Origin of the sequence: Mesorhizobium sp. CA10 (genome assembly GCF_020165285.1) — a bacterium.
Taxonomy (GTDB): Bacteria; Pseudomonadota; Alphaproteobacteria; order Rhizobiales; family Rhizobiaceae; genus Mesorhizobium.
The window spans coordinates 177,322-201,140 of record NZ_JAIUHV010000002.1 but is presented as its reverse complement, the minus strand read 5'-3'; the positions used below and the strand labels follow the sequence as shown (position 1 = coordinate 201,140).

The following is a 23,819-nucleotide window of genomic DNA, read 5'->3' as shown; positions in this document are numbered from 1 at the left end:
GGCATGGCCTTGCTCGCCCGAAATTTCACGATCAGGAACATGTTGCTCGCCGGCATCCTGTTGATGCTGGCCGGCGACTTCATGTTCGCGCTGAACGACGCGATGGGCAAATGGCTGGTCGCCTCCTTTTCAGTCGGGCAGGTGGTGCTGATCCGCTCGATCGGCGCCTTCATCGTGCTGGGCCCGATGATCGCCAACCAGGGCACGGTCAGGCTGTTTCACCTGGACCGGCCGCTTTTGCAGTTACTGCGTGTCGTGGCCACCACCGCCGATACCGGGCTTTTCTACGCCGCGGTCGTCTACCTGCCGCTCGCCGACGTAATGAGCTTCTACATGGCCGGGCCGATCTATGTCGCGGCGCTGTCGCACTTGCTGCTCGGCGAAAAGGTCGGCTGGCGGCGCTGGCTGGCGATCCTGGTCGGCTTCTGCGGCGTGCTGATCATCCTGAAGCCGTCCTCGGCGGCCTTCTCGCTGTCATCGGCCTTCGCGCTGGTGGGCAGCATCGCCTTCGGCTTCGCCATCATCCTCGGCCGCCTCCTGCGCGGCACCAGCGACACGACCTTGGTCACCTGGCAGACGATCGGCACGCTGATCGTCGGCGGCGTGCTTACCATCGGCACCTGGCGCACGCCATCGGCGCTCGATTTCGGCGCCATGCTGTTGCTCGGCGTCGTCTCCTGCGCCGCGCATCTGATGATCACGAGGGCGCTGAAGCTGGCGCCGGCCTCGACGCTGGCGCCGCTGCATTACACGCTGCTCCTGTGGGCTGTGGTCTTCGGCCTCATGTTCTTCGGCGATGTCCCGGGGCCGCGCATATTGATCGGAGCGGCGATCGTCGTGCTTGCCGGCCTGTTCATCTTCCATCGTCAGAAGGTGGTGGAGATCGAGGTGCCGCCCGAGAACGTGCCGAAGGGCGTGAACTAGACCCGGGCGACCTCGCCCAAGGCATTTCACGGTTTTACGGAAACGGTGAAATGCCCATCTCCTTGTTCTGACGTAATTTCAGACGGAAAACCGCTTCACACTTTTCCTGAAATTGCTCTGGCCTTCGCTCGAGAAATATTTTCCGGTGCAAATCGCCTGCCGGGTACAATCTGTAATTGATTCCAGCGGGACCGGCAGGATATCTATGGCCCGGAAAATTGCGCTATTGCGGGGGTAATCATGGGCAGTTTCTCTATATGGCATTGGCTTATAGTGCTGATCATTATCGGCGTGCCGTTGTTGTTTGTCTTGAGGGCGCCGCCAGCCGGCGTCAATCGTTTCGGGGACACCCCGCCTTCGATGAACTTTGGTGAAGCGATAGCAAGCTTCTTCCGAAATTATCTGAATTTTTCCGGCAGGGCCAGTCGCTCGGAGTTCTGGTATGCCTATTTGTTCATTGTCATTGTCGGCGTCATCATGATCGTTGTTGATGCCGTTGTTGGAAATGAATTTATCTCATCAATCTGGAATCTTGCCATCCTTTTGCCGACACTCGCCATGACCGCGCGCAGGCTGCATGACATCAACAGAAGCGGCTGGCACCAGTTGCTCGCGGGATTGTTCCCCATCGGCACGATTGCGCTCATCATCTGGTATTGCAGAAAGTCCGACGAAACAGGGTCGTTGAACGAGATCCAGAGGGTTTTCAGGTAGAGCGTCGCGACGGGTCTAGAGCATGATCCCGAAAAGTGGGAACCGGTTTTCGGAGAAAGATCATGCTCCCACAAAGAGTTAGATCGTGATGGCGATTCAACGAAACGCCATCACGATCTAGCCCAGGCGAACAGACGCCAGATGCCGCGAAAATTCCGCGGTCTCCATCAGCGCCTTGCAGCGGGCAAAGCGACCGTCGGCATAGGCGCGGAAATCGTCGGCCGGATTGTCGTTGGCGAGCTGGATCAGTCCCCAGAGCGTCCAGAGCAGGTCGCACATCGCCTTGTAGATGACGATACGTCCGCGCGCCGCCGGCCTCGCCTCGCCGCCGAAATAGGCGCGCATCAGTTCCTCGTCCTGGGCCGCATCGAACCTGCCCTCGACCGAAAGGTCGCCGAGGTCCCACAGCGGATCGTTCATGCCGGAATATTCCCAGTCGACGATCCACATCCGCTCGCCCGTATCAAGGAAATTTTCGCACAGCGGATCGCAATGGCAGGCGGCGAGCGGGATAGGGTGCGCGGCAAGCGCGGCGCGCACCGCGCCTGCCTCGCGCACCACGTCGTGATAGCCGGCGGGCAGCGCCACGTCCTTCGTCGATAAGACCTTGAGATAGTCGTCGATCATCGCGAACAATTCGAAACGGAAGGGGAACACCGCGCCCGAAGCATGCAGCTTGCGGAAGGCGTAGCCCGCTCGCGCGGGGCTGCCCGACCGCGCCTTGAATTTCTCCGGCGACATCGTCTCGGCGCCGGCGATAAAGCGCGTCGCCATCAGGCCGGACGCCGGATCGGCATAAAGCACCTCGGGGCTGACTCCGGCCTTGGCCGCCTCGCGCGCCGCCACCGCCTCGTTGGCGCGGTTGATATATTCTTCCGTGCCCTTGCCGGGAATGCGCAGACACGCTTCGCCGGCCCGGTAGACCTTGTTGGTCAGGCCGGCCAAACGCTCCAGCGGCCCGTCATAGCCTGCCAGCGCCGGAATGGCGGCCAACGCGGCGCGCGCCTCGTCCATCGTCATCCCCTTTACCATCACACGATGTTTTACAGCGGAACGGTTCCACAGTTTTTGCCGCTTGGCTACCATTGCGGATACGAATCGGCGGCGGGAGCAGAAATGGCGGACGGCAAGCACAGCGGCTCGCTAAGCGCGGCCTACGCCGCGAAGCGGCCTGAGGAAGTGGCGGCGATCTATGACGGCTGGGCCGAGACCTATGATGCCGACATGTCGGCCGCCGGCTATCGCCACCCGACGATCTGCCTGGCGCTGCTTGCCAGGCACCTGCCGCGCGGCGCCGAACCCTTGCTCGATGCGGGCGCCGGCACCGGCCTGATCGGCGAATGGCTGGCCATCACCGGCTATCCGAAGGTCGAGGCGCTCGACATCTCGCAAGGCATGCTGGACAAGGCGGGCGCCAAGGGCGTCTACACGGCGCTGCATCGCCTGGCGATGGGCAACGCTTTGCCCTTCGCCGACGGCGTCTATGCCGGCATTGTTTCGGCGGGCGTCTTCACTTCGGGCCATGTCGGAATCGAGGGGCTGGACGAGTTGATCCGCATCTGCCGTCCAGGCGGGATCATCGTGCTGACCGTCAAGAACACGCTGTGGCAATCAGGCTTCGCCGAGCGCATTGCCGGACTTGAGGCTCAGGGCAGGGTGAAGCGCGTCGAGGAAACGGCGCCTTACGCCTCGATGCCGGGCGAGTCCGATACCGTGCCAAGCAGGGGACTTGTGCTGCGCGTCAGCTGACCATTTCATCGATCAGGCCTTTATCCTTGCCCCGGCCGGATCGTACATCGCCTCGAGATGGATCTTTGCCGGCGTGCGCTCCATCGCCACGACAAGCTCATAGTCGCCCGAGGCCAGAAAATCGTCGCTGACGCCGTCGGCATTGCGCACATAGCCGTAGCCGATGTTCTTCTCCACCGTGTAGCCGTAGCCGCCGCTGGTGAGATAGCCGACGGGCTCGCCATTGCGCAGGATCGTCTCGCGTCCGACCAGCACGATCTCCGGGTCGTGCACCGTGAAGCCGGCAAAGCGTTTCATCGGCGGCTTGCCGGCTGCCTTCTCCAGCGCCCGGCGTCCGACGAAGTCGGTATTCTTGCGAAGCTTCACGGCCCAGCCGAGCCCCGCCTCCTGCGGCATATCGTTCGGCGTGATGTCGGAACCCCAGGCGCGATAGCCCTTCTCCAGTCGCAGCGATTCCAGCGCCCGGTAGCCGACCGGGCGAATGCCATGCGCCTTGCCCACCGCCATCAGCGCATCGAAAACCTCGCCGGTGGCGGCGATCGGCACATGCAGCTCCCAGCCCAGTTCCCCGACATAGGTGACGCGCAGCGCCTTCACGCTGTGGCCGGCAATCTGGATTTCGCGCGCATGGCCGAAGGGGAAGGCGGCGTTCGAGACATCGGCGTCCGTCACCGCCGTCAGCACGTCGCGGGCGCGGGGTCCCATCAGCGACAGCGTGCCGAAATCCTCCGTGACGTCGGTCAGTCTGGCATCCAGCCCGGGGCCGATATGGTCGCCGATCCAGGAGAGGTCATGCGTGCGGAAGCCGGTGCCGGTGACGATGTAGAACCGGTCCTCGTCGAGCCGCGACACGGTAAGGTCTGCCTCGATGCCGCCGCGCGTATTGAGAAGCTGCGTGTAGGTCAGCCGTCCGACCGGCTTGTCGACGTCGTTGGCGCAGATCCAGTCGAGCGCCTTCAGCGCGTCAGTGCCGGTCAGCTCGTATTTGGCGAAGGAGGACTGGTCGAAGATGCCGACCTTCTCGCGCACATGACGGTGCTCGTCGCCGACCGGGCCGAACCAGTTCTGGCGGCCCATCGAATAGACGTCCTCGGCGGCCGCGCCATCCGGCGCGAACCAGTTCGGCCGCTCCCAGCCAAGCTTGGAGCCGAACACGGCGCGATGCATCTTCAGCCGCTCATAGAGCGGCGAGACGATGCGAGGGCGTCCGGAGAGATATTCCTCGTGCGGGAAGCCGATCGTGTAGTGCTTGCCATAGGCCTCCAGCGTGCGGTCGCGGACCCAGTCGCGGTCGCGGTGCAGGCCGGAGAAGCGGCGGATGTCGACCACCCACAGGTCGAGCGGCGCCTCGCCGTCGGCGACCCATTGCGCCAGCACCCAGCCGGCGCCGCCGCCGGACGCGATGCCGAAGGCGTTGAAGCCGGCACCGACGAACATGTTGGCGCATTCGGGCGCTGCGCCGAGGATAAAGTTGCCGTCCGGCGTGAAACTCTCCGACCCGTTGATCATCTGCTTGACGCCGGCGGTCTGCAGCGCCGGAACGCGCGCGATCGCCTGGGCCATGTGCTGCTCGAAATGATCGTAGTCGTCGTCGAACAGACGGAACTCCCAGTCGTTCGGGACATCGCCGCCGGGAAGTCCGGTTGCCCAGGCCTGCGGGTTGGGCTCATAGCCCCCCATCACCAGCCCGCCGACCTCTTCCTTGAAATAGGTGCGGCGGTCGGGGTCGCGGATTGTCGGCGCGTCGGTCGCAAGGCCCGCGATCTTCTCGGTGATGATGTACTGGTGCTTGACCGGCTGCAGCGGCACGTTGATGCCGGCCATCGCGCCGACCTGCCTTGCCCATTGTCCAGCGCAGTTCACCACCTTGTCGCAGGCGATGTCGCCCTGTGAAGTCTTCACCGCCGTGATGCGGCCGTCCTTCATCGTGAAGCCGGTGACGCGCACGCCCTCGAACAGTTTCGCGCCATGCATGCGCGCGCCCTTGGCGAGCGACTGGGCGATGTCGGAGGGGCTCGCCTGCCCATCGGTCGGCAGCCAGGAAGCGCCGACAAGATCGCTTGTCTCCATCAGCGGCCACATGCGCTTCACTTCCGCCGGCGACAGCAGCTGCATGTCCATGCCGAAGCTTTTGGCCGTGGTCGCCAGCCGCTTGAACTCGGTCCAGCGGTCGGCATTCGTCGCCAGCCGCAGACAGCCGGTCATCTTCCAGCCGGTCGCCAGGCCCGTCTCGGCCTCCAGCCCCTTGTAAAGCTCGACCGAATATTTGAGCACGCGCGTGATCGAGGCCGAGGAGCGCAGCTGCCCGACCAGGCCGGCGGCGTGCCAGGTCGAGCCCGAGGTCAGCTTGCCCTGCTCGAGCAGCACCACGTCCGCCCTATGGTCGCGCGCCAGGTGGTAGGCAGTGGAACAGCCGATGATGCCGCCGCCGATGACGACGATTTCGGCATGGCTGGGCAAGGTCATGGCTTGGTCCCGTATTTCGTCCGGTAGTTGTCCAGCGCCGCGTCGAGCCGGACGAGGTTTTCCTCGCTATAGGCGACATAGTCGATGCCGGGCGCGTCGAGATAGAGCTCGGACACCATGCTCCACATCGCTTCGCGCAGCAGCGAGGCGCATTGCATGGCAGCATGCGATCGGCGGATTTCGCCGTCCGGCTCCTTCATGAAATAGGCGGTCATGAAGGCGAAGGATTCGTCATCGCTCAGGCCGGCGTTCGAGGCGGCGCCGGCGAGGTCGAACATCGCCGTGTTGAAGCCGGCATACTCGAAATCGATCAGCCACAGTCGCCTGCCGTCGTCGAGGATGTTTGCCGGCAAAAGATCGTTATGGCCGAAGACGATCGGCAGCAGCTTTTGCGCGCGCTCGAGCTCGTCCGCCAGGGCCAGATAACGTGGCAGCTCAGCCTTCTTGCGGCTGCCGCCTTCGTCCAGCGTGCGCGCATAGTCGCGGATGACGTGGAACACCCAGAACATGAAACCGGCGCCGGAGACATGCTTCGGCATCTCGCGGTGAAAGCCGCGCAGCAGCGCGGCCACGCGGCCGAGATTGGCCCGCACATCCTCTCCCAGGAGGGTCTTGGCGCCGAGAAATTCCGTCACCAGGATGCCGGGCTCGGCATAATGCACGGCCGGCGCGAAGCCCGCCGCATGCGCTGCCCGTGCCGTCATCACCTCGCGTTCGCGAAAGACATGGTGGAACGGGAAGTCCTGGCCGAAGCGCACGACATGCCGCCCGGCCGCGTCGGTGACGACAAAATTGGCGTTGCTGAGGCCGCCGGGCAGCGGCTCGATCTCGATGCCGCCGTTCCAGCACGGCAAGGCGCGGATGCGGTCTTCGGCACTCACGGCTTCGCTCCGGCCCCAACCGGTCCCGCGGAAAACAAGGCTGGGAGAACATGAAAAAGCCTCGTCGGTGCGAGACGCCAGGATCGGTATCCCGCACCGCACCGACGAGCCCCTTGGCCAGGTATGATATCCCGGCATCCGCCCCCGCGGATTCGATAAAAGCTCGCGCCTGGCTGGTCCCAGGCGATCTGGTCACTAGGTTGCGGCTCTGCCATCACCCTCCCGCGGCAGTTCCGAGCCTGTCACAAGGTCAATGTCACGCCAGCGTGGCAGCGCTGTCAATCCAAAAGCTGTGACCTTTTTTGGGGTGTTTTGCCCGAAAATATAAGCGACTCCTTTCAAAGCGTCGGGAAAGCCTTAAATTCGGTCAGAATTCCCGGACACACCGATGATCCATTCGAAACGGCACGGCGAAATCCTGCGGCTCCTCAGCGAGGAGGGCACGATCACCATAGCCAGCCTCGCCGAGCGGCTCGGCGTCTCGCTGGAAACCGTGCGGCGCGACGTCAAGCCGCTCGCCGATGACGGCTCGGTGCTGAAGATGCACGGCGCCGTTGGCCTTTCCTCGATGCTGGGCGAGGCGCCGTTCGAGCGGCGCATGCGCGAAAATGCCGAAGCCAAGCGCCTGATCGCCAGAATGGTCGCGGCCACGATCCGCGATGGCGAGGCGATCATGCTCGATACCGGCACGACCACATCCTTCCTCGCGCGCGAGCTGCTCGGCCATCGCCGGCTGACGGTGGTCACCAATTCCTCCGACATTGCCCGCACGCTGGCGACGGTGAACGGCAATAAGGTTTACATGGCGGGCGGCGAGCTGCGCAGCGATTCGGGCGCGGCTTTCGGCATTTCGGCGATCGAGTTCGTCAGTCGCTTTTCGGTCGATCATGCGGTGATCTCGATCGGAGCCGTCGATGCGGCCGCCGGCCTGACCGACTATGATCTGGACGAGGCGGAGTTCGCCCGCATGGTGCTGTCGCGCGGCCAGCGCTCGCTGGTCGTCACCGACCATTCCAAGTTCGGCCGCCAGGGACTGGTCCGGGTCTGCGGCTTCGACGGCTTTTCCGAGCTCTCCACCGACCAGCCGCCGCCGCGCGATATAGCCGCCGAGCTGAGCCAGGCCGGCGCCCGGGTCAGTATCGCCGCGGCCTGACGTCGCCCAAGGGATAAGAGCCTAGCCGAATACCAGCGACTGGTGCGCCGCAACCCCGGCCATCGCGCCGCCCGACACCGCGAAGGCGATGTTGTGCATCAGGCGCGCGGCGTCTCCTGCCGCGAAGACGCCAGGCACCGATGTCTGCTGCTTGTCGTCCACGACGATCGCCTTGCCGAGCGGGCCTTCGTTGAAGGCGCAGCCCAGCTGCTCGGCGAGCGGGCTTGCCATCGCGTTGCGCGGCGCAGTGAACAGCGCCCGCACGCTCGCGCTGCGATTGCCGTCGAGCCTGACGACCAGGCCGCCGGACCCGTCGTTCTGCACTTCGCTCACCTTGCCCCGCTCGAACCGGATGTTGCGCTTCTCCAACGCCCGCGCCTGGTCAGCGTCCGGTTCGAACAAACCGTCGGCGAACAGCGTGACGTCGCCCCAGTCGGAAATCAGCTCGGCCTGGTGCAGCGACATCGATCCGGTCGCCAGCACGCCGAGCGGCCCGCCGGCCACTTCGTAGCCGTGGCAATAAGGACAATGCAGCACCGTCTTGCCCCAATGCGCGGCAAGTCCTGGAACGTCCGGCAGGATGTCCCGGACGCCGGTGGCCAGCACCAGCCGTGTCGCGCCGAAACCCTCGCCATTGTCCATCTCGACCTCGAAGCCGGAGCCGGCGATTGCCGCCCGCTCGGCGCGGCCCTGGATCACCGTGACGGCAGGATAGGCGAGCAACTGTGCCTTTGCCTCGCCGAGAATGTCGGCCGGCGCCCGTCCGTCCTGGCCGAAGAAGCCGTGCGAATGCTCGGCAAATCGATTCCGCGGCTCGCCGGCATCGATCACCAACACCTTGCGCCGCCCGCGCGCCGCATACATGGCGGCGGACAGGCCGGCAAAGCTGCCGCCGACGACGATCACATCATACTGCATGGCTGGATACTCCAATGAGGTCATAACGGCGGCGGAAATCGGCCGTCAGGTCGGCCAGCGTGATATGGCTGAGCCGCTCAGTGAGCAGCCTTTCCGCCTCCAGGCGAAAATCGTCGAGCACGGCGATCACCGCCTGCTCGACTAGGCATCCGGGACTTTCCGGTTCGGTGCTGAACGGCAACAGCGTCTCGCCGAGCGCGCCGCTGATCTCGGCCAGCGAGATCTTGTCCGGCGCGCGGCCGAGCTGCCAGCCGCCGCCATGGCCGCGCGACGAGGTGACGATGCCGGCCTCCCGCAGCCCGGCAATGGTGCGGCGCACCACAACCGGATTGGTGTGGATGAAGCCGGCAAGCTCTTCGGAGGTCAGCGCCCGCTCGGGAGCGTCGGCCATATGGACGAGGATATGCAGGGTCGAGGACAGTCGGCTGTTGCGTTTCATGTAACTTAGTTAGTTACGAATCGGAAGGTGGTCAAGTTTCGGAGCTTGCCCCACTTCCCAACGCCACGTTGGCCGGTGTTTAGTCCGGCCATGGCTTTCACCATCCGCCAATTGCAGTTCTTCGTCGCCGTCGCCGAGCAGGGCACCGTCTCGGGCGCCGCGCAGAACCTGTCGATTTCCCAGTCCTCGGTCACCGAGGCGATCAAGGAACTGGAGAGCGATCTCGGCGTCGAGCTCTTCGAGCGCCATCCACGTGGCCTCAACATCACCCACAAGGGCCACCAGTTCCTGCGCCACGCGACCAAGATCCTGGCCGACGTTTCCGACGCGCGCCGCTCTTTCTCCAGCGAGCAGGCCGCCGCTGGCGGCCGTCTGCAGCTCGGCGTCACCTCGCTGGTCGCAGGCTATGTGCTGTCCGACCTGCTCGCCCGCTACCGGCGCGCCTATCCCGGCGTCGAGGTCTCGGCAATCGAGGACAATGGCGATTATCTCGAGCACCTTCTGGTCGGCGGCAAGCTCGACATCGCCGTCATGGTGACGTCCAACCTGCGCGACCGCACGGCGCTGCAGTCGGAAATCCTGGAAGTCTCGGCCTACAGGCTGTGGATTCCACTCAGCCACAGGCTCGCCAGTGCCGACATTATCGGGGTCAATGACATCGTCTCCGAGCCGCTGATCATGCTCACCGTCGACGAGATCGAGGAGAACACCGGCAAGCTGCTGTCGGCGATCGGCGCCAGGCCGCATGTTGCCTTCCGCACCCGCTCGGTCGAGGCGGTGCGCAGCCTGGTCGCCACCGGCGCCGGCGTGGCGCTGCTGCCCGACCTCGTCTACAGGCCCTGGTCGCTGGAAGGCGATCGCATCGAATCGCGCGACGTTTCCGGCTCGCTGCCGGTGGTCCAGGTCGGCACGGTCTGGCGTCGCGGCTCCGCCCTGCCGCAGGCGGCTCGCGATTTCATCGGCCTCGCGCAGTCGCAGCGCATGGTGCGCCAGCGGCCGTGATCACGCAATTCCAGGAAAAGTGTGGAGCGGTTGGGTTCGGCGACTTCGCCGTAGCCTTCCGTCCGGAATTGCGTCAAACAAAGTATCGGTAAAACCGATATCGGCTTTCTGATAAATGAATTTGCGAAACCGGATTTTTCACCGCACTTTCGCTCAGGGAACAAAGCTGCGCCCCGAGAGCGCGGCCCCTAGCAATGGGAGATCGACGATGAATGCATTCCTGAAGTCGTGCACGGCGCTGACTGTCGCGCTGACTTTTCCCGGTCAGGCCATGGCCCAGGTCAAGGAACTCGGCAAGGGCGAGGGCGAGGTCAACATCGTTGCCTGGCCCGGCTATATCGAGCGCGGCGAGACCGACAAGAATTACGACTGGGTGACGGCTTTCGAGAAGGAAAGCGGCTGCAAGGTCAACGTCAAGACCGCCAACACCTCGGACGAGATGGTCTCCCTGATGAACGAGGGCGGCTTCGACCTGGTCACCGCTTCGGGCGATGCATCGCTGCGCCTCGTTGCCGGCAAGCGCGTGCAGCCGATCAACACCGATCTCATCCCGAGCTGGAAGACCGTCGACGACCGCCTGAAGGACGCGCCCTGGTTCACCGTCGACAAGGTGCATTACGGCGTTCCCTACCAGTGGGGCCCGAACATCCTGATGTACAACACCGAAGTCTTCAAGGAAGCGCCCAAGAGCTGGAACGTCGTCTTCGAGGAAATGAAGCTGCCCGACGGCAAGTCGAACAAGGGCCGCGTCCAGGCTTATGACGGCCCGATCCACATCGCCGACGCCGCCAACTATTTGATGTTCCACAAGCCGGAGCTCGGCATCAAGGATCCCTACGAGCTCAACGAAGACCAGTACAAGGCGGCGCTCGAGCTCTTGCGCACGCAGCGCACGCTGGTCGGCCGCTACTGGCACGATGCCGCGATCCAGGTCGACGACTTCCAGAACGAGGGCGTGGTCGCTTCCGGCTCATGGCCCTATCAGGTCAACACGCTGGTCGCCGCCAAGAAGCCGGTCGCCTCGACCGTGCCGGAAGAGGGTGTCACCGGCTGGGCCGACACCACCATGATGGAAGCCGACGCCGCCCATCCGAACTGCGCCTATATGTGGCTCGAGCATTCGCTGTCGCCGAAGGTCCAGGGCGACGTTTCGGCATGGTTCGGCTCGCTCCCGGTCGTGCCCGCCGCCTGCAAGGGCAACGAGCTGCTCGGCGACGAGGGCTGCAAGACCAACGGCTACGATAATTTCGACAAGATCAAGTTCTGGAAGACGCCGGTGTCGAAATGCGCCAGCCAGAACGACCAGTGCGTGCCCTATTACCGCTGGGTGTCTGACTATATCGGCGTCATCGGCGGCCGGTGAGTTCCCTTACCCTCCTCCTTGGGGGGAGGGTCGACGCGTAGCGTCGGGGTGGGGGTCGGCATGGACGTTGGCGCCAACCACCCCCACCCGCGGCTTCGCCGCGACCTCCCCCATTGAGGGGAGGCAGGGCGCCGTGCGAACTCGCCTTCGTTTAACCGGCAACTGAACTGACTGGGCCCATGACCTCTGCCGTTTCCTTCAAACAAGTCTCGCGCCATTTCGGCAGCGTGCGCGCCGTCGACGCTGTCGATCTCGACATCGTGCCCGGCGAGTTCTTCGCCATGCTGGGTCCGTCCGGTTCCGGCAAGACGACGTGCCTCAGGCTGATCGCCGGCTTCGAGCAGCCGACGACGGGCTCGATCTCCATCTTCGGCGAGCGCGCCGAAGGCGTTCCGCCCTATCGCCGCAACGTCAACACCGTCTTCCAGGACTATGCGCTGTTTCCGCATTTGAATGTGCTCGACAACGTCGCCTACGGCCTGATGGTCAAAGGTGTCGGCAAGGCCGAGCGGCTCAAGGCAGCTGAGGAAGCGCTTTCGCTGGTGCGCCTGCCGGGCTACGGCGCGCGCCGTCCCGGCCAGCTCTCCGGCGGCCAGCGCCAGCGCGTGGCGCTCGCCCGAGCGCTGGTCAACCAGCCCAAGGTGCTTCTGCTCGACGAGCCGCTCGGCGCGCTCGACCTCAAGCTGCGCGAGAACATGCAGGAGGAGTTGAAGTCGCTGCAGAAAGTGCTCGGCATCACCTTTGTCTTCGTCACCCACGACCAGGGCGAGGCGCTATCCATGGCCGATCGTATCGCCGTCTTCAACGACGGCAAGATCATGCAGGTCGGCACGCCGGAGGATATCTACCAGCGGCCGAACACGCGCTTCGTCGCCGATTTCGTCGGCTCGTCCAATGTGCTGCCGCCGGATTTCGTCCAGCGCTATTCCGGCCAGCACCGCTGGGGCAGCCTGCGCCCGGAGTCGATCCGCATTTCAAGCGCGGCAAGCGGCGACGGTGTCGCCGCTTGCCTGGTCGGGACCAATTATCTCGGCGCGACGACGAGGCTGGCGCTCGATGCCGACGGGTTGAGGCTGCATGCGGTGGTGCCGGCGGGCACGGCGCTGCCCGCGGAGGGTGAAGCGGTGGTGCTGACCTTCAACCGCGACAGCCTGCATCTGATGGACGAGCCGGCATGACCGTGCTTGGGACGATGGCCAATCGCGCGGGCGAGGCGCTCTACGGCGCCCCCCTCTGTCCTGCCGGACATCTCCCCCTCAAGGGGGGAGATCAGCTGTTTCGGCGCCGGCTCCCTCTTTCCAGCGCGGACAATTGGCGAAACCAGCCGCGACATCCAATCTCCCCCCTTGCGGGGGAGATGTCCGGTAGGACAGAGGGGGGCGCGAAGGATCTCGGCCTCTCCCATGATCCCGCTCGACACACGGCCGCGCCATGACCATCGCCGCTGTTCAATCCAACCCCACACCCGCCATCCTGCCAGGCAGCGGCGGCATGCGCGGCGCGTTCTCCGACCTCTTCTGGCGCCGCCCAAAACTCCTGCTGCTGCTCATGTTGCTGCCGCCGCTTCTGTGGTTGGGCATCGTCTATATCGGCTCGCTGTTTGCGCTGCTCCTGCAGAGCTTCTTCTCGATCGACGAGTTCTCCGGCCTCATCAACCGCGAGTTCACGCTGAAGACCTATGGCGACCTGTTTCAGGCCGCCAATCTCGACATCATCCTGCGCACGGTGACGATGGCGGCGCTGGTCACGCTTGCTTCGGCGGTCATTGCTTTCCCCATCGCCTATTATGCTGCGCGCTATGCGCGCGGCCGCTGGAAGGCGCTGTTCTATCTCGGCGTCATGCTGCCGCTGTGGTCGAGCTACCTGGTCAAGATCTACGCCTGGAAGCTGATCCTGGCCAAGGAAGGCATCCTCACCTGGCTGCTCGCCAAGCTCAACCTGCTTTGGCTGCTCGACGGCTGGCTGTCGCTCCCCGTTGTCGGCGGCAATTCGCTGTCGGTCTCCTTCACCGGCACCTTCATCGTCTTCGTCTATGTCTGGCTGCCTTTCATGATCCTGCCCGTTCAGGCCGCGCTCGAGCGCGTGCCCGGCAATCTGGTCGAGGCTTCGTCCGATCTCGGCGCCTCGCCGGGCCAGACCTTCCGCAACGTGCTGTTCCCGCTGGCGCTGCCAGGCATCGTCGCCGGGTCGATCTTCACCTTCTCGCTGACGCTCGGCGACTACATCATCCCGCAGATCATCGGCACCTCGCGGCTGTTCATCGGCCAGGCCGTCTATTCGCAGCAGGGCACCGCCGGCAACATCCCCTTGGCCGCCGCTTTCACCGTGGTGCCCATCGTCATCATGGGCTTCTATCTCTGGGGCGCCAAGCGCATGGGGGCTTTCGATGCGCTCTGACCGTGGTCGATCCGCTCCGCTCGGCCTGAAGATCGCCGCCGCCTGCGGCCTGCTCTTCCTGCATTTGCCGATCCTGCTGATCTTCGTCTACGCCTTCACGACGGAAGAGAAGAGTTTCGTCTGGCCGCCGCCGGGGCTCACCACGCAATGGTTCGCTGTCACCTGGAACCGGCCGGATGTCTGGGATGCGCTGTCGCTGTCGGTCCGCGTCGCCGCCATCTCCACGGCGATCGCGCTGGTGCTCGGCACGCTCTGCGCCGCGGCCGTCTCGCAGACGCGCTTCTTCGGCCGCGAGGCCATCTCTTTGCTGGTCATCCTGCCGATCGCGCTGCCCGGCATCATCACCGGCATTGCGCTGCGCTCGGCCTTCGCGCTCGCCGACATCCCGTTCTCGTTCTGGACGATCGTGCTCGGCCACGCAACCTTCTGCGTGGTCGTCGTCTACAACAACGCCGTCGCCCGCTTCCGCCGCACCTCGGGGTCGATGATCGAGGCTTCGATGGATCTCGGCGCCGACGGTTTTCAGACCTTCCGGCATGTCGTGTTGCCGAACATCGCAACCGCGCTGCTTGCCGGCGGCATGCTCGCTTTCGCGCTGTCCTTCGACGAGGTCATCGTCACCACCTTCACCGCCGGCCAACAGCAGACCGTGCCGATCTGGATGCTGGAAGAGCTGATCCGCCCGCGCCAGCGCCCGGTCACCAATGTCGTGGCCATGGTCGTCGTGCTGGTGACGCTGCTGCCGATCCTCTTTGCCTATTACCTGACCCGCGACGGCGATCAGATTGCGGGCAGTGGAAAATGAAGCGGGTGAGTAGTGAGTAGTGAATGGTGAATAGTGAGTGGTGAATGGAAGAACAATGGGTGGATTCTAATCACTACTCACTACTCACTAATCACTACTTACTACTGACCATTCACCATTCACTTCCTTTCAAGGACGAACCCAATGGACACCCAAATGCTGATCGGCTCGAAATTCGAGAAGGGCACCGAGGCCGAGGAGCCGATCCTCAATCCGAAAACCGGGGCGACGATCCTCAACCTGCCGGAGGCGAGCCCCGCGCAGATCGAGGCTGCCGTTAGTGCCGCCGAACGAGCGTTCGTCAGTTGGTCGCGCACCACGCCGGCGCAGCGCTCCGGCTACCTGCTCAAGATTGCCGACCGCATCGAGGCCGAAGCGAAGGAGTTCGCCGCGCTCGAGGCGCTGAACTGCGGCAAGCCGATCAATGCCGTGCTCAATGACGAGATTCCGGCGATCGTCGACTGCTACCGGTTCTTCGCCGGCGCGGTGCGCTCGATGCCGGGCCAGGTGGCCGGCGAGTATATTCCGGGCCACACCTCGATGGTACGGCGCGACCCGATCGGCATCGTCGCTTCCATAGCGCCCTGGAATTATCCACTGATGATGATGGCCTGGAAGCTGGCCCCGGCGATCGGCGGCGGCAACACGGTGGTCTTCAAGCCGTCGGAGCAGACACCGCTGACGGCGCTGAAACTCGCGAGGATCCTTTCCGAGATCCTGCCCGAGGGCGTCGTCAATGTGGTGCTCGGCCGCGGCGACAGCGTCGGCAACACGCTGATCAACCACCCCAAGGTCAACATGATCTCGATCACCGGCGATGTCGCCACCGGCAAGAAGGTGCTGCAGGCAGCCGCCAAGTCGGTCAAGCGCACGCATCTGGAGCTCGGCGGCAAGGCGCCTGTCATCGTCTTCGATGACGCCGACCTCGGCGCCGTTGTCAACGGTCTGCGCGCCTTCGGCTACTACAATGCCGGCCAGGACTGCACGGCCGCCTGCCGCATCTATGCCGGCAAAAAGATCTACGACAAGCTCGTCGCCGACCTCTCCTCCGCGGTCTCGACCATCAAGTACAACCAGCCGGACGATACGGACAATGAGATCGGGCCGCTGATCTCGCGTCGCCAGCGCGACCGCGTGTCGAGCTTCGTAGAGCGCGCTTCGGAACTGAAGCACATCGAGATCACCACCGGCGGCAAGCCGGGCGAGGGCTCCGGCTTCTATTACCAGCCGACCGTCGTCGCCGGCGCGCTGCAGGAGGACGAGATCGTGCGCCGCGAGGTGTTCGGTCCGGTCGTTTCGGTCACCCGCTTCGCGGATGTCGATGAGGCAGTGAGCTGGGCGAACGACAGCGACTACGGCCTTGCCTCGTCGGTATGGACCAAGGACATCTCGCGCGCCATGGCGACCGCCGCCCGCCTGCAATATGGCTGCACCTGGATCAACACCCACTTCATGCTGACCAACGAGATGCCGCATGGCGGCCTGAAGCAGTCCGGCTACGGCAAGGACATGTCGCTCTACGCACTGGAGGATTACACCGCCGTGCGGCATGTGATGGTGGCGCATGGGTAGGCTCCTTTTACCTCTCCCCTTGTGGGAGAGGTCGGATTGCCCCGATTTGCTCTTCGCAAATCGGATGGCAATCCGGGTGAGGGGTAGCTTGGCGCCAAGCTGGAGCACCCCTCATCCGTCTCGGCGCGGCGCGCCGAGCCACCTTCTCCCACAAGAGGAGAAGGCCGGGCGGCGCTCAGGCCACTACTCCACGATCCGGAAGATCGTCCATTTGCTGGTGCCCGACACCACGTAGGGCTCCAGCTCCTTGCCCCATTTGGCATGCGCATCGATCTTGGCGATCTTGGCGAAGAACTCCTCCAACTGGGCCAGGCTATCGACCTGGTGGTGCGCCTCGATCGTCGCTTCGCGCGCGCCCACGGAACCGGTCATGAGCTGGAACTTCATGTCGGCGAGCCCGACCTGCGACCCGATCTCACGCTCCCATTTGCGCATCAGCTCGAGCGCGGTCTGCTTGTGACCGAACTTGGCGTCGATCTGCCATCTGGCACTGAACATTTTGGTTCTCCTCCCTGATTTGCGGTTGAGCCCGCGGTTGATCTATTCGTCCCAAGCCTGCACGACGGTCTGGCGTGCGATGCGGCCGTTCTTCAATTCCAGCATCGCCGCGCAGAACACCTTCGTGCCGTCCGGATAGGCGCAGGCTTGGGTGAAGGCGAGGCTGTCGCCCTCGGCGATCGTGGTGTCGACTTTGTGGGTCATCGCCCGGCTGCAGATATCGTCCCAGAAGGTGCTGATCGCCGGCCGGCCGCGGATCTCGCGCGGCTTGCTCGGCGGATTGTTGCGGTCGATCACCCGCACCAGCGCGTCGTCATTGTAGAAGCTCGACAGGAGCTTGCCGTCACGGCCTTCGATCGCCTTCTTGATCGCCGCGCCGTCCACTGTCTGTGTCTTGGTCAGCATGTCACCCTCCATGTGCCCGTCTTCTCGATCGGGCTGTTGACGTGGGAAGGACTGCCCGGCGATCATCGTCGGGCAGGAATTTCGTTCACTGCGACTTGGCCTTGACGGCCGCGAACACGTCGTCTGTCTGTTTCTTGAAGGTCGCCAGATCGACCTGGCTGCCGTTGAGCATCGTCGACCAGTGGCGCACGATCGCCGCCATGGCCACCGCCTCCTTGATCTCCTCGTCGCTCGCGCCGTTGAGCTTGGCGGCCTCGGTGTGGAAATAGATGCAGTACTGGCAGGGGATCTGCGCGGCGACCGCAAGGCCCATCAGCTCCTTGGTCTTGCCGTCGAGCGCGGTCTTGGGGTTGAGCTGCACGCCCTTGATCTCGGCCCAGGCGCCGGCGACCGCGACGTCCGGCAAGGTCTTGAACATGTCGGGCACCGAGCCGAGGGTGGCCTGGATGTCCTTGTAGGCGGCGCTGGCCGAAGCGTCTTCGGCATGCGCCGGGGTGATGGCCAGCAATGCGCCCGCGGCGAATGCCAGCAATCCGATCTTGCGACTGAGTTTCAGCATTTCATCCTCCATTTCGCAGCGCCCTTTCGGCGACATCGCCCGGCCTGCATGGGGAGAATTGGTATCGCTTGTGGCGGCCCCGGCGCTTCCCCCGAAAGCGCCATGGCTCTCATGGCCCGTCCGGGCCAGTGTGCCTCGCCGAAAATGCCGCCGCCGCCGCCCGCGACGGCAGATCGAGCTTCAATAGAATGTTGGCGACGTGCCGCTTGACCGTGTGCTCGCTGAGGCTGAGCTCGGCGGCGATCGCCGCATTGCTCTTGCCATTGGCGATCAGGTTCACCACCTCGCTCTCGCGCGCCGTCAGCGCGGGCGGCTCGGCCGGCCTGGCCCTGGGCCGGCAGGCGGGCTCCAGATGCTGCTCCGACGTCGCCAGAACCGCCGGCATGGGCTCGTCCAGCTCGTCGAGGCTGACGCGGCCGGCATCGACGAAATGCAGGCCGGACCCTGTTGCGAGATCGGCGACCAGCCGCGAGGCGAGGATGTCGCCGCGTCCGGCATGCGTGGCGAGCTGCATCGTCACCCGCGCCGTCAGTCCGACCGGCTGGCCGCGCATTTCGATCTCGCCGACATGCACGCCTTGCGCGCTCGCCACGCCGATCTGCTGCGCCGCCTCGCGCAATGCCGCGGCGCAGCGCACGGCGCGCGCCGGCCCATCGAAGCGCGACATCATCAATTCGCCATGCGTGCCGGCCGTGCGGCCGCCATGGCGGCCGACAAGAAGCCGCCAGGTTTCCTGGAAGCGCTGGCTGCGCTCGCTCCACATGCGATCGCCGAGTCTGGCCGTGTCGTAGATGCGCGTCGCCAGCAGCGCTGCCAGCACGCGCTCGGTGTCGGCCACCGCGGGCTCGCCGGTGAGGCATTCCTCGATCAGGTCGGCCACGCGATCGACATCGCCGGTCCAGATCGGATGATCGCGCCCGGCTATCTCGACCAGCCGGGCATGCGGGATCTTCTTCGCCAGGAAGCGGCTGGCGTCAGGATCGACACGGACGTCGTTGCGGCGATGGATGATCAGCGTCGGCGCGCTGATCATCGCTAGGATGCCGCGCACATCGATATCGGCGTTCATGCGGGCAAGCGCCGCCGCGGCAGTCGGACTGGCAGAAAGCCGCTCGAACCGGGCCCACCACTGGGCGAAATGCGCATCGTCCACCCGGCCAGGCGCGAAATTGGGCAAGGTGGCGCCGGTGCCCCACGACGTCTCCGCCGTCTCGATGAAGGCCTCCAGCCGCTCCGGCGGCATCACCCATTTGTGGAAATGCGCATAGCCGCCATAAAGCACCAGCGCGCGTGTCCGCTCCGGATAGGTGGCGGCGAACAGCATCGCCATCGGCGCGCCTTCCGAGGCGCCGAGGATCGCTGCGCGGCCGCTGCCGGCCGCGTCCATCACCGCGCGGACGTCGTCCATGCGGGCCTCTAAGCTCGGCAGATGACGGGCATCGACACGGTCGGAGAGCCCGGTGCCGCGCTTGTCGAACAGGATGAGCCGCGAGAAAGCCGAAAGCCGTTTCAACAGGCGGCTGTAGCCTTCGTCTTCCCAGTGCAGGTCGAGATTGGAGATGAAGCCCGGCACGAACACAAGATCGAACGCGCCTTGGCCGACCACCTGATAGGCGATCCGCACGTCCCCGCTGCGGGCATATCGCGTCTCGATCGGCCTCACGAGTTCTTCCGCCCGGCCCGACGATGTTCCGATCGTCAAACATAGCAGAGCCGCGCAGCTAGCGGCAGCTTAAATTTTAGCAGAAAGAAATGTAAGGCAGCCCGGTTGCTACGCTATTTTTGCGAAGCGGCGATATCGGCCGGGAACGCCGCAAGCCCAAGCTTCATGTCGGCCTCCGCGGGGCTGATCGGCCGCTTGATCCTGGCCGAGGCAGCGACCACGAGCTCGTCGAAATTCTCGGTGCCGGCGTCGAGCATCTCGAAGAACTGGCGCCGCATCCGCGGCTCCCAGAACTTGTTGATGTGCTCGGCAACGCCGGCAATGCCTTCCTCGCGCGGTTTCGAATGGAAGAAGGTGGCGATCTGGTTGGCCATGCGCACCAGCTTCTCCCTGGTGCTGGTGATGTGGTCTTCGTCATGCGACATGCTTGGCAACTCCGGAAGCCACCCGTTCAGGGTGGGTGAAAATATCGAAATCGTCGCCGCGAACCAGCGCCACCAGCGTCATGCCGGCGGCCTCGGCCGTGCGGATGGCAAGCGCGGTCGGCGCCGAAACCGCCATGATGATCGCGGCACCGATGGCGGCCGTCTTCTGCACCATCTCCACCGAGACGCGCGAGGTCACAACGACGGCGCCGCTCGCACCGTCGATGCCGGCCCTGGCCAGCGCGCCGGCCAGCTTGTCCAGCGCGTTGTGACGGCCGACATCCTCGCGCGCCATGACGATGCCCTTGCCTGGAACGTAGAAGCCGGCGGCATGCACTGCGCCGGTCTCTTTGTGCAGCGGCTGCTGCTTCGACAGCAGGCGGACGGCGCTTGTTATATCGTCAGATTGAAGCGTAAGTCGCGATGCACCAACGGCGTCGACCGAGCGCATCGCCTCCTCGATGGATTCGATGCCGCACAGCCCGCAGCCGACCGGCCCGGCCAGCCTGCGCCGCCGCGCCTGGAAGCGCGTGTTGGCCTTGTCCTTGAGCCGTATCTGGATGTCGATGCCGGCGCCGAGATCCTCGACCTCGATCGCCTCGATCTCTGCCGGGCCGGCAATGATGCCTTCGGTCAGCGAGAAGCCGAGCGCGAAATCCTCGAAATCGGCGGGGCTCGCCATCATTACCGCATGGGTGGTGCCGGCGAAGGAGAACGCCACCGGCGTCTCTTCCGGCACCATGCGGTTCGCGGCCGCGGTGCCGCCGTCGCGATGCGCGAGGCGAGAGATCTGGGAAATGGCGGGACGTTCTTTCGTCACGAGGCGCGCCTCCCTGCACTGCCCACCCTTCGCAGCAACTCGCGCCTTTCCTCTCCCCCGTCGATCGGGGGAGAGGTGTCGAGCGAAGCTCGATGGAGTGAGGGTCGATCAGCCGTCAAGATTGAAGCTCTTGCCTCGACACACCTACTCCGCCGCCTGCAACGGGGCGATGCGCCGACTCTGCTTGGCCTGCTCGTTATAGTCCTTCTGCCAGTCGGTCGGACCGTTGGACGGCGCCACCTGCACGGCGGTGACCTTGTATTCCGGACAGTTGGTCGCCCAGTCCGAAAAGTCGGTCGTGATCACGTTGGCCTGCGTGTCCGGGTGATGGAAGGTCGTGTAGACGACACCGGGCGAGACGCGGTCGGTGATCAGCGCGCGCAGCGTGGTTTCGCCCGAACGGCTCGCCAGCCGCACCCAGTCGCCGTCGCGGAGGCCGCGGACCTCGGCGTCGTGCGGATGGATCTCCAGCCGGTCCTCGGCATGCCACGTGACGTTTTCGGTGCGCCTGGTCTGCGCGCCGACATTGTACTGCGACAGGATCCGTCCGGTGGTGAGCAGCAGCGGATAGCGCGGACCGGTCCGCTCGTCCGTCGCCACATATTCGGTGCGGATGAACTTGCCCTTACCGCGCACGAAGCCGTCGACATGCATGATCGGCGTGCCGAGCGGCGCCTTCTCGTTGCATGGCCACTGCACCGAGCCGACGCGGTCGAGCAGCTCGAACGAGACGCCGGCGAAGCTCGGCGTCGTCTTGGCAATCTCGTCCATGATCTGCGAGGGATGGGTATAGTTCCAGTCGAGCCCGATGGCGCGGGCAAGCTCCTGCGTCGCTTCCCAGTCGGCATAGCGCGCCTTCGGCTCAATGACCTTGCGCACCATGTTGATGCGGCGCTCGGCATTGGTGAAGGTGCCGTCCTTCTCGAGGAAGGTCGAACCCGGCAGGAAGACGTGCGCGTAGTTCGCCGTCTCGTTAAGGAAGAGGTCGTGCACGACCACGCATTCCATCGCGGCGAGGCCGCCGGCGACATGCTTGGTGTCCGGATCGGACTGCAGGATGTCCTCGCCTTGGATGTAGATGCCCTTGAACGAACCGTCGACAGCGGCGTCCAGCATGTTGGGGATGCGCAGGCCCGGCTCATCGTCCAGCTTCACGCCCCACAGGCTTTCATAGATGTCGCGCACCGCTTCGCCCGAGATGTGGCGGTAGCCCGGCAATTCATGCGGGAACGAGCCCATGTCGCAGGAGCCCTGCACGTTGTTCTGGCCGCGCAGCGGGTTCACGCCGACGCCCGGACGGCCGATATTGCCCGTGGCCATGGCGAGGTTGGCGATGGCGATCACCGTGGTGGAGCCCTGGCTGTGCTCCGTCACGCCGAGGCCGTAATAGATCGCGCCATTGCCGCCCTTGGCATACATGCGCGCGGCACCCCGGATCAGCTCCGGATCGACGCCCGAGAGCTTGCCGACGGTTTCGGGACTGTTTTCCGGCAGGGCGACGAAGGATGCCCAGTCCTGGAACTCGGCCCAGTCGCAGCGCTCGCGGATGAAGGCCTCGTCGAACAGGCCTTCGGTGACGATGACATGTGCCAGCGCCGTCAGCACCGCCACGTTGGTGCCGGGCTTCAAGGGCAGGTGGTAGTCGGCTTCGATATGCGCCGACTTGACCATCTCGGTGCGGCGCGGATCGAGCACGATCAGCTTGGCGCCCTGGCGTAGCCGCTTCTTGAGCCGCGAGGCGAAGACGGGGTGGGCGGAAGCCGGATTGGCGCCGATGATGACGGCGACATCGGTGAAGTCGACCGAATCGAAATCCTGCGTGCCGGCCGAGGTGCCGTAGGTCTGGCCGAGCCCGTAGCCGGTCGGCGAGTGGCAGACGCGCGCGCAGGTGTCGACATTGTTGTTGCGGAAGCCCTGCCGCACCAGCTTCTGGACGAGATAGGTCTCCTCATTCGTGCAGCGCGAGGAGGTGATGCCGCCGATCGCCGTGCGTCCATACTGATACTGGATGCGGCGGAATTCCTTCGCCGTATGGGCGATCGCCTCTTCCCAGCTCACTTCGCGCCACGGATCGGAAATCTTCTCGCGGATCATCGGCGACAGGATGCGGTCCTTGTGGGTGGCATAGCCATAGGCGAAACGCCCCTTGACGCAGCTATGGCCGTGGTTCGCCTTGCCGTCCTTGTAGGGCATCATGCGGATGACCTCGTCACCTTTCACCTCGGCCTTGAACGAGCAGCCGACGCCGCAATAGGCGCAGGTGGTGACGGCCGAGCGCTCCGGCATGCCCTTTTCGAGTACGGTCTTCTCGCGCAGCGCGTCCGTCGGGCAGGCCTGCACGCAGGCGCCGCACGACACGCATTCCGACGCGATGAAGTCCTCATGCATGCCGGCGACCATGCGCGATTCGAAGCCGCGGCCCTCGATGGTCAGCGCGAAGGTGCCCTGCACCTCTTCGCAGGCGCGCACGCAGCGCGAGCAGACGATGCACTGCGCCGGGTCGTAGGTGAAATAGGGATTGGATTCGTCGCGGGCGATGTAGTCGACGGCCAATGAGCCGTGGCCGGGCGCGATGCCGCCCTCTTGCTTCACGTGGTTGCGGCCCTCGACGCCGTAACGGTTCTCTGTGAGGCCCACCGACTTCGCCACCGCGTCGAACTCGCTGGCGCCGGTTCCGGCCTTTTCGTTCCAGCCCATCGGGTGGTCGGAGACATAGAGTTCCATGACGCCGCGGCGGACGGCGTCGAGCCGGTCGGACTGCGTGCGCACCACCATGCCTTCGCCGACTGGCGTCGTGCAGGAGGCCGGCGTGCCGCCGCGCCCTTCGATCTCGACCAGGCAGACGCGGCAGGAACCGAAAGAGTCCAGCATATCGGTGGCGCAGAGCTTCGGGATCTCGACGCCGCCTTCCATGGCCGCGCGCATGATCGAGGTGCCTTCCGGCACGGTGATGCTTTGCCCGTCGACTGTCAGGGTCACCTGCTTCGTCGCTTTCGACTCCGGCGTGCCGTAGTCGATCTCTTCGATGAGTGTCGGGAAGTCGGCCTTGATGTTCATCTGCCAGCT

At 64.7% G+C, this 23,819-nt stretch carries 22 protein-coding genes; 10 read left to right on the top strand and 12 right to left on the bottom strand.

The window, feature by feature from the left end:
* Positions 1-3: 3 nt before the first annotated feature.
* Both LB535_RS04445 and LB535_RS04440 read left to right on the top strand, forming a co-directional pair.
* Complete coding sequence (locus LB535_RS04445) at positions 4-924, top strand: DMT family transporter (protein WP_224631315.1); 921 nt, start codon at positions 4-6, stop codon at positions 922-924.
* A 240-nt stretch (positions 925-1,164) separates the two neighbouring features.
* Positions 1,165-1,638 carry a DUF805 domain-containing protein gene (locus LB535_RS04440; protein WP_224631314.1) on the top strand — a complete coding sequence of 158 codons (474 nt, stop codon included), beginning with the start codon at positions 1,165-1,167 and terminating at the stop codon, positions 1,636-1,638.
* Between the two features lie 117 nt (positions 1,639-1,755).
* Here the strand turns inward: LB535_RS04440 and LB535_RS04435 are convergent, their stop codons facing one another.
* Complete coding sequence (locus LB535_RS04435) at positions 1,756-2,658, bottom strand: phosphotransferase family protein (protein ID WP_224631313.1); 903 nt, start codon at positions 2,656-2,658, stop codon at positions 1,756-1,758.
* Positions 2,659-2,754: 96 nt separating this feature from the next.
* Between LB535_RS04435 and LB535_RS04430 the strand changes: the two genes are divergently transcribed.
* Positions 2,755-3,387 (top strand): class I SAM-dependent DNA methyltransferase, encoded by a 633-nt coding sequence (locus tag LB535_RS04430; RefSeq protein WP_224631312.1) that lies wholly within the window; start codon positions 2,755-2,757, stop codon positions 3,385-3,387.
* Positions 3,388-3,399: 12 nt separating this feature from the next.
* Here the strand turns inward: LB535_RS04430 and LB535_RS04425 are convergent, their stop codons facing one another.
* Positions 3,400-5,853 (bottom strand): FAD-dependent oxidoreductase, encoded by a 2,454-nt coding sequence (locus LB535_RS04425; RefSeq protein WP_224631311.1) that lies wholly within the window; start codon positions 5,851-5,853, stop codon positions 3,400-3,402.
* On the bottom strand, positions 5,850-6,734 hold the full coding sequence (locus tag LB535_RS04420; protein WP_224631310.1) for a phosphotransferase: 885 nt from the start codon (positions 6,732-6,734) through the stop codon (positions 5,850-5,852). Before LB535_RS04420 ends, LB535_RS04425 begins: the two co-directional genes overlap by 4 nt.
* A 388-nt stretch (positions 6,735-7,122) precedes the next feature.
* On the opposite strand from LB535_RS04420, the gene LB535_RS04415 reads away from it, so the two are divergent.
* Entirely contained in the window at positions 7,123-7,887 is a 765-nt protein-coding gene (locus LB535_RS04415) for a DeoR/GlpR family DNA-binding transcription regulator (protein WP_224631309.1), read from the top strand.
* Positions 7,888-7,908: 21 nt separating this feature from the next.
* Here LB535_RS04415 and LB535_RS04410 read toward each other — a convergent pair whose 3' ends face one another.
* Both LB535_RS04410 and LB535_RS04405 read right to left on the bottom strand, forming a co-directional pair.
* Positions 7,909-8,805, bottom strand: coding sequence for an NAD(P)/FAD-dependent oxidoreductase (locus LB535_RS04410; protein WP_224631308.1), 897 nt, complete (start codon positions 8,803-8,805; stop codon positions 7,909-7,911).
* A complete protein-coding gene (locus LB535_RS04405; RefSeq protein WP_224602649.1) occupies positions 8,795-9,244 on the bottom strand; it encodes an RrF2 family transcriptional regulator in 450 nt (149 codons plus the stop codon). Before LB535_RS04405 ends, LB535_RS04410 begins: the two co-directional genes overlap by 11 nt.
* Before the next feature lie 90 nt (positions 9,245-9,334).
* Here LB535_RS04405 and LB535_RS04400 point away from each other — a divergent pair, with 90 nt between their 5' ends.
* The 6 genes from LB535_RS04400 to LB535_RS04375 all read left to right on the top strand — a co-directional run bounded on the left by LB535_RS04400 (position 9,335) and on the right by LB535_RS04375 (position 16,383).
* Positions 9,335-10,246, top strand: a complete 912-nt coding sequence (locus tag LB535_RS04400) for a LysR substrate-binding domain-containing protein (protein WP_140629159.1) — start codon at positions 9,335-9,337, stop codon at positions 10,244-10,246.
* Between the two features lie 208 nt (positions 10,247-10,454).
* On the top strand, positions 10,455-11,609 hold the full coding sequence (locus LB535_RS04395; protein ID WP_224631307.1) for an ABC transporter substrate-binding protein: 1,155 nt from the start codon (positions 10,455-10,457) through the stop codon (positions 11,607-11,609).
* Between the two features lie 179 nt (positions 11,610-11,788).
* Entirely contained in the window at positions 11,789-12,787 is a 999-nt protein-coding gene (locus LB535_RS04390) for an ABC transporter ATP-binding protein (RefSeq protein WP_224631306.1), read from the top strand.
* A 253-nt stretch (positions 12,788-13,040) separates the two neighbouring features.
* Entirely contained in the window at positions 13,041-14,006 is a 966-nt protein-coding gene (locus LB535_RS04385) for an ABC transporter permease (RefSeq protein WP_224631305.1), read from the top strand.
* Positions 13,996-14,811 carry an ABC transporter permease gene (locus LB535_RS04380; RefSeq protein WP_224631304.1) on the top strand — a complete coding sequence of 272 codons (816 nt, stop codon included), beginning with the start codon at positions 13,996-13,998 and terminating at the stop codon, positions 14,809-14,811. The genes LB535_RS04385 and LB535_RS04380 overlap by 11 nt, the downstream gene beginning before the upstream one ends.
* Before the next feature lie 144 nt (positions 14,812-14,955).
* Positions 14,956-16,383, top strand: a complete 1,428-nt coding sequence (locus LB535_RS04375; protein ID WP_224631303.1) for a gamma-aminobutyraldehyde dehydrogenase — start codon at positions 14,956-14,958, stop codon at positions 16,381-16,383.
* A 183-nt stretch (positions 16,384-16,566) separates the two neighbouring features.
* Here LB535_RS04375 and LB535_RS04370 read toward each other — a convergent pair whose 3' ends face one another.
* From LB535_RS04370 to fdhF, 7 genes are all read right to left on the bottom strand, one after another.
* The gene (locus LB535_RS04370) at positions 16,567-16,881 is read right to left on the bottom strand and encodes a hypothetical protein (protein WP_224631302.1); all 315 of its coding nucleotides are present in this window, start codon (positions 16,879-16,881) and stop codon (positions 16,567-16,569) included.
* Positions 16,882-16,923: 42 nt separating this feature from the next.
* Entirely contained in the window at positions 16,924-17,286 is a 363-nt protein-coding gene (locus tag LB535_RS04365; RefSeq protein WP_224631301.1) for a nuclear transport factor 2 family protein, read from the bottom strand.
* 85 nt (positions 17,287-17,371) lie between these two features.
* Complete coding sequence (locus tag LB535_RS04360; RefSeq protein WP_095766213.1) at positions 17,372-17,845, bottom strand: carboxymuconolactone decarboxylase family protein; 474 nt, start codon at positions 17,843-17,845, stop codon at positions 17,372-17,374.
* A 109-nt stretch (positions 17,846-17,954) separates the two neighbouring features.
* The gene (locus tag LB535_RS04355; RefSeq protein ID WP_224631300.1) at positions 17,955-19,508 is read right to left on the bottom strand and encodes an alpha/beta fold hydrolase; all 1,554 of its coding nucleotides are present in this window, start codon (positions 19,506-19,508) and stop codon (positions 17,955-17,957) included.
* A gap of 113 nt (positions 19,509-19,621) precedes the next feature.
* Positions 19,622-19,933 (bottom strand): formate dehydrogenase subunit delta, encoded by a 312-nt coding sequence (locus LB535_RS04350; RefSeq protein ID WP_224602666.1) that lies wholly within the window; start codon positions 19,931-19,933, stop codon positions 19,622-19,624.
* The gene (gene fdhD / locus LB535_RS04345) at positions 19,923-20,753 is read right to left on the bottom strand and encodes a formate dehydrogenase accessory sulfurtransferase FdhD (RefSeq protein ID WP_224631299.1); all 831 of its coding nucleotides are present in this window, start codon (positions 20,751-20,753) and stop codon (positions 19,923-19,925) included. Before fdhD ends, LB535_RS04350 begins: the two co-directional genes overlap by 11 nt.
* A gap of 144 nt (positions 20,754-20,897) precedes the next feature.
* The gene (gene fdhF, locus LB535_RS04340; RefSeq protein ID WP_224631298.1) at positions 20,898-23,810 is read right to left on the bottom strand and encodes a formate dehydrogenase subunit alpha; all 2,913 of its coding nucleotides are present in this window, start codon (positions 23,808-23,810) and stop codon (positions 20,898-20,900) included.
* Between the last annotated feature and the right edge of the window lie 9 nt (positions 23,811-23,819).

What these genes read in the sequence shown, in the direction of transcription:
- LB535_RS04445 (WP_224631315.1), top strand. Translation starts at nt 4, where the DNA reads ATGGCCTTGCTCGCCCGAAATTTCACGATCAGGAACATGTTGCTCGCC.
- LB535_RS04440 (WP_224631314.1), top strand. Translation starts at nt 1,165, where the DNA reads ATGGGCAGTTTCTCTATATGGCATTGGCTTATAGTGCTGATCATTATC.
- LB535_RS04435 (WP_224631313.1), bottom strand. Translation starts at nt 2,658, where the DNA reads ATGACGATGGACGAGGCGCGCGCCGCGTTGGCCGCCATTCCGGCGCTG.
- LB535_RS04430 (WP_224631312.1), top strand. Translation starts at nt 2,755, where the DNA reads ATGGCGGACGGCAAGCACAGCGGCTCGCTAAGCGCGGCCTACGCCGCG.
- LB535_RS04425 (WP_224631311.1), bottom strand. Translation starts at nt 5,853, where the DNA reads ATGACCTTGCCCAGCCATGCCGAAATCGTCGTCATCGGCGGCGGCATC.
- LB535_RS04415 (WP_224631309.1), top strand. Translation starts at nt 7,123, where the DNA reads ATGATCCATTCGAAACGGCACGGCGAAATCCTGCGGCTCCTCAGCGAG.
- LB535_RS04410 (WP_224631308.1), bottom strand. Translation starts at nt 8,805, where the DNA reads ATGCAGTATGATGTGATCGTCGTCGGCGGCAGCTTTGCCGGCCTGTCC.
- LB535_RS04405 (WP_224602649.1), bottom strand. Translation starts at nt 9,244, where the DNA reads ATGAAACGCAACAGCCGACTGTCCTCGACCCTGCATATCCTCGTCCAT.
- LB535_RS04400 (WP_140629159.1), top strand. Translation starts at nt 9,335, where the DNA reads ATGGCTTTCACCATCCGCCAATTGCAGTTCTTCGTCGCCGTCGCCGAG.
- LB535_RS04395 (WP_224631307.1), top strand. Translation starts at nt 10,455, where the DNA reads ATGAATGCATTCCTGAAGTCGTGCACGGCGCTGACTGTCGCGCTGACT.
- LB535_RS04390 (WP_224631306.1), top strand. Translation starts at nt 11,789, where the DNA reads ATGACCTCTGCCGTTTCCTTCAAACAAGTCTCGCGCCATTTCGGCAGC.
- LB535_RS04385 (WP_224631305.1), top strand. Translation starts at nt 13,041, where the DNA reads ATGACCATCGCCGCTGTTCAATCCAACCCCACACCCGCCATCCTGCCA.
- LB535_RS04380 (WP_224631304.1), top strand. Translation starts at nt 13,996, where the DNA reads ATGCGCTCTGACCGTGGTCGATCCGCTCCGCTCGGCCTGAAGATCGCC.
- LB535_RS04375 (WP_224631303.1), top strand. Translation starts at nt 14,956, where the DNA reads ATGGACACCCAAATGCTGATCGGCTCGAAATTCGAGAAGGGCACCGAG.
- LB535_RS04370 (WP_224631302.1), bottom strand. Translation starts at nt 16,881, where the DNA reads ATGTTCAGTGCCAGATGGCAGATCGACGCCAAGTTCGGTCACAAGCAG.
- LB535_RS04365 (WP_224631301.1), bottom strand. Translation starts at nt 17,286, where the DNA reads ATGCTGACCAAGACACAGACAGTGGACGGCGCGGCGATCAAGAAGGCG.
- LB535_RS04360 (WP_095766213.1), bottom strand. Translation starts at nt 17,845, where the DNA reads ATGCTGAAACTCAGTCGCAAGATCGGATTGCTGGCATTCGCCGCGGGC.
- LB535_RS04350 (WP_224602666.1), bottom strand. Translation starts at nt 19,933, where the DNA reads ATGTCGCATGACGAAGACCACATCACCAGCACCAGGGAGAAGCTGGTG.
- fdhF (WP_224631298.1), bottom strand. Translation starts at nt 23,810, where the DNA reads ATGAACATCAAGGCCGACTTCCCGACACTCATCGAAGAGATCGACTAC.